This is a genomic window from Deltaproteobacteria bacterium GWC2_65_14 (assembly GCA_001797615.1).
Classification (GTDB): Bacteria; Desulfobacterota; Deferrimicrobia; order Deferrimicrobiales; family Deferrimicrobiaceae; genus GWC2-65-14.
In genome coordinates, this window is the sequence record MGPV01000038.1 from 1 (window position 1) to 3,530 (window position 3,530).

The 3,530-nt window shown below is 66.3% G+C and carries 6 protein-coding genes and 2 pseudogenes (1 of these 8 running past the window's edge); 1 reads left to right on the forward strand and 7 read right to left on the reverse strand.

What is annotated here, in order from left to right; genetic code table 11:
• Positions 1-431 (forward strand): annotated as a pseudogene (locus A2X88_10565) (hypothetical protein).
• A 37-nt stretch (positions 432-468) separates the two neighbouring features.
• Here the strand turns inward: A2X88_10565 and A2X88_10570 are convergent.
• From A2X88_10570 to A2X88_10600, 7 genes and pseudogenes are all read right to left on the reverse strand, one after another.
• Positions 469-786 (reverse strand): tRNA (N6-threonylcarbamoyladenosine(37)-N6)-methyltransferase TrmO, encoded by a 318-nt coding sequence (locus tag A2X88_10570; protein ID OGP34070.1) that lies wholly within the window; start codon positions 784-786, stop codon positions 469-471.
• Positions 783-1,121: a hypothetical protein gene (locus A2X88_10575; protein ID OGP34071.1), complete on the reverse strand. Its 339-nt coding sequence runs from the start codon at positions 1,119-1,121 to the stop codon at positions 783-785. Before A2X88_10575 ends, A2X88_10570 begins: the two co-directional genes overlap by 4 nt.
• Complete coding sequence (locus tag A2X88_10580) at positions 1,108-1,410, reverse strand: nucleotidyltransferase (protein OGP34072.1); 303 nt, start codon at positions 1,408-1,410, stop codon at positions 1,108-1,110. The genes A2X88_10575 and A2X88_10580 overlap by 14 nt, the downstream gene beginning before the upstream one ends.
• 95 nt (positions 1,411-1,505) lie before the next feature.
• The gene (locus A2X88_10585) at positions 1,506-1,958 is read right to left on the reverse strand and encodes a tRNA (N6-threonylcarbamoyladenosine(37)-N6)-methyltransferase TrmO (protein OGP34073.1); all 453 of its coding nucleotides are present in this window, start codon (positions 1,956-1,958) and stop codon (positions 1,506-1,508) included.
• A 27-nt stretch (positions 1,959-1,985) separates the two neighbouring features.
• Positions 1,986-2,270: a hypothetical protein gene (locus tag A2X88_10590; protein OGP34074.1), complete on the reverse strand. Its 285-nt coding sequence runs from the start codon at positions 2,268-2,270 to the stop codon at positions 1,986-1,988.
• Between the two features lie 12 nt (positions 2,271-2,282).
• Complete coding sequence (locus tag A2X88_10595) at positions 2,283-3,410, reverse strand: hypothetical protein (protein OGP34075.1); 1,128 nt, start codon at positions 3,408-3,410, stop codon at positions 2,283-2,285.
• Between the two features lie 52 nt (positions 3,411-3,462).
• A pseudogene (locus tag A2X88_10600) lies at positions 3,463-3,530 on the reverse strand (hypothetical protein); it runs 379 nt beyond the window's last position.

Below are 3,530 nucleotides of genomic sequence, written 5' to 3' on the forward strand. Positions count from 1 at the left end.
GGAAGGAGATCGTGGAACGCGTGCTGTCGTTCGAGCGGGACGACGCCTCGTTCCTCGAGGAGTGGGGAGCCAAGGACGCGGAGCTGCGGGAGCGGGTCGTCTCCGCGCGGGAGATGCTTCCTTCGGTTCTTGTGACCGACGAGGTCCTGCACGCGGTCGTCGAGGTGGTGGCGGAGCTGGGCGTCGCCGGGCACCGCGGGGACATCACGATCCTGAAATGCGCCCGGGCGCTGGCCGCGATCAAGAAAATCGCAGCGCCGGACGAGGAGTGCCTCGCGGACGCTTTCCGGATGTCGCTTCCCCACCGGCTCAAGGAGGATCCCTTCGAGGAGACGGCGACGGGGCAACGGCGGCTGGAGGAGGTCCTGGCCCGGTTCGGCGTGGAGCCTCGGGGGAAGCCCTCCCGGCCGACCCGCCCGGCCGGGATCTGACCGGGAGAGCGGGCCGCGACGGAAGGCCGCGCCGGGATCAGCCGTCCAGCCCGGGGGAGTGGGGTTTGATGTCGATCACCGGGGTGCCGTCGATCGCGTCCATGCCGCGGACCCGAAGGACATTCCCGCGAATCTCGAGCAGCTCCACCGTGTGCAGCGAGACCGGGTTCGGCCGGTGAGGTGAGCGGGTCGAGAAGATCCCCCGTTCCGGCCGGCCCTCCTGACCCCGCGGATGGACCTTGAGCCGGCCCCGGTCCGCTTCGTGCATCCAGCACAGGACGATGATCCTGCCCGTTGGCCCTCCGGTCCCGTCCTCCTTCGCCTTCCCCGGATCGTGGCTGATCTGGTGGGTCAATCCCCCGGGACGATGGATTCGATTCTTTTCACGAGGCCGGGCAATTCGCCGTTGACGGTCTCCCAGACAACATCGAGATCTACGTCGAAGTATGCATGGATGAGACGGTTTCTCATTCCCGTGATTTCCCGCCAGGGGATGCCAGAGTGTTTGGATTTCATATCATCGGATACGCGACTTGCGGCTTCGCCGACGATTTCGATGCATTTCACGAGGGAGAGGAGGAGCATACGGTCATCATTCAGATGGCTTCGGCTCTTCCCTTTCACGAAGGACAGCGCCTCCAGGCAGGCGTCGCGCATGTGGCGGAGGCGGACAAGGTCACTCTTGTGCATAGAGGGTTTCCGCGGATTCCATGACCTCATCACGGAAGTACCTGCTCAAATCCCCGGGGGTACGAATTTCCACGGCGCGCCCGCCCAGCAGCGACGACAACTCCCGTTCCATTTCGGCAATTTTCAGCAATCCCGGGATGTGGCCGGGGAAAAACTCGACGAGAACATCCACGTCGCTGTCGCTGCGGAAGTCGTCTCGCAACACGGAGCCGAACAGAGAGAGTTTCCGGAGGAAATGTTTTCGGCAGTAAAGGGCGATTTGTTCCGTTTCCACGGGAATCCGGACCATGCGAAACCTCCCGGATTCAATGTACCCCATGTTGAAAGAGAAAGTCGAATGTCCGGTTCAGCCGGTCAGATGGAGTTTCGGACGGCATGGGCCGATCAATCGTCCACCTCCGGTGCGTGAGGCTTGATGTCGATCACCGGGGTGCCGTCGATCGCGTCCATGCCGCGGACCCGAAGGACATTCCCGCGAATCTCGAGCAGCTCCACCGTGTGCAGCGAGACCGGGTTCGGCCGGTGAGGCGAGCGGGTCGAGAAGATCCCCCGTTCCGGCCGGCCCTCCTGACCCCGCGGATGGACCTTGAGCCGGCCCCGGTCCGCTTCGTGCATCCAGCACAGGACGATGATCTTCCCCGTTGGCCCGCCCTCCCGCGCCGGGTCGCCGTTTCCCAGGACCCGACGTTCGAGCCCTACCAGCGCCTCGGCAACCTCCGGGAAGACGACGATCTCGGCCTCGGTCCCCTCGAGCGCCCCCTGCTTGGGCGCATCGCCGGGCGATTCGATCTTCGACCGGACGACGCCGATCGGGTGGACGGTCCAGTCGGTCTTCATCGAGCCTCCCGGTTTGGGATCAAGGGATCAGTTGATCCCGATCTTCCCCTGCGGCGGTTCGGCGGCCCGGATCGGGCCGAAGGAGGCCTCGTACTTGGCGAGGTTCTCCTGGAGGGCTCCCACCACCCGCTTGACATGGCCGGGCGAGAGGATGACCCGCGCGGTGACGGTCCCGGTGGGCGGGGCGACCATCAGGAAGTCGAGGAAGAACTCCTCCTTCGTGTGCGCCACGATCATGTTGTTGGAGTAGACCCCGCCGCGCAGATGCTCGGGGAAGGCAACCTGGATCTCCACCGGTTTCTCGTTCGCCATAGACCCTCCCGTTCAGTAGAGTTCGTATTTCAGAAGCCGGCAGTCGATCGGGCCGTTCATGAGCGGGATCCGGCGCGTCGCCTTCAGCCCGATGTGCCGCGTGATCTCCGGGTTCCCGGAGAGGACCCAGGCGGTCCAGCCTCGGCACCGCTTCTTGAAGGCCTCGCCCATCGCCCGGTAGAAGGCCTCGGCGTCCGGTCCCCCCTCCATCCGCACCCCGTACGGGGGGTTGCACAGGATCGTCCCCGGGGGCCCTTCCGGGGCGAACTCCCGGATGTCCAGGGCGCGGAATCCGGCGATTCCGGATACTCCGGCCCGTTCGGCATTGCGCAGGGCGCCGCGGACCGCGGCCTGGGAGAGGTCGAGCCCCTCGATCCGGGCAGCGGAATTGCGAACCTGTTCCCTTGCCTCGGCCACGAGCCTCTCCCAGAGCCTCCCGTCATGCCCGGACAGGCGCTGGAATCCGAACGCACTCCGCTGGAGCCCGGGAGCCCTGCCGGAGGCGAGCAGCGCCGCCTCGATCGGGATCGTTCCGGCCCCGCACATCGGGTCGACGAGCGGCTGCATCCCGTCCCACCCGGTCAGCAGCACCATTCCCGCGGCCAGCGTCTCCCGCAGCGACGCCTCGGCCGGGTCGGCCCGGTAGCCGCGCCGGTTCAGGCTCTCTCCTGAAAGGTCCACAGAGAGCGTGCACTCGTCCCGCACGATCCGAAGGACGATCCGGACATCCGGGGAGGCCGGGTCCACGTCGGGCCGACGTCCGACCCGCGCGCGGAAGAGGTCGACCACGGCGTCCTTGGCCTTCTGCGCCGCGAAATGCGAATGGGCGATCCCGGATTCGCGCACGGTCGCCTCCACGGCGAACCGGGCGTCGACCGGGAAGAGGTCGTGCCATGGGACCGACTTCGTCCCTTCATAGAGGGCGGCGGGGGTCGGCGCGGGAAATGTCGCAAGCTGCAGCAGCACCCGGTTGGCGGTGCGCAGCCAGAGGTTCGCCCGGTAGCAGAGGGAACGGTTTCCCGAGAAGGCGACTCCCCCCACCGAGGGCTCGACCTCCCGCCCGCCGAGCGCTTCCACCTCGGCGGCCAATACCGGCTCCAGTCCCTTGCTCGTCGTCGCGAAGAAGCGGTGCATGCCCATCCGCCCATCATACGGCCAATTCCCGGATCCGGCGGGGGAGGTTTTACCGGGGTCAATGGTTTAGATGGAGGTCATTGCCGGAGACGAATGGATTTCGATTGCCGTCACCCTTTCCTGAGG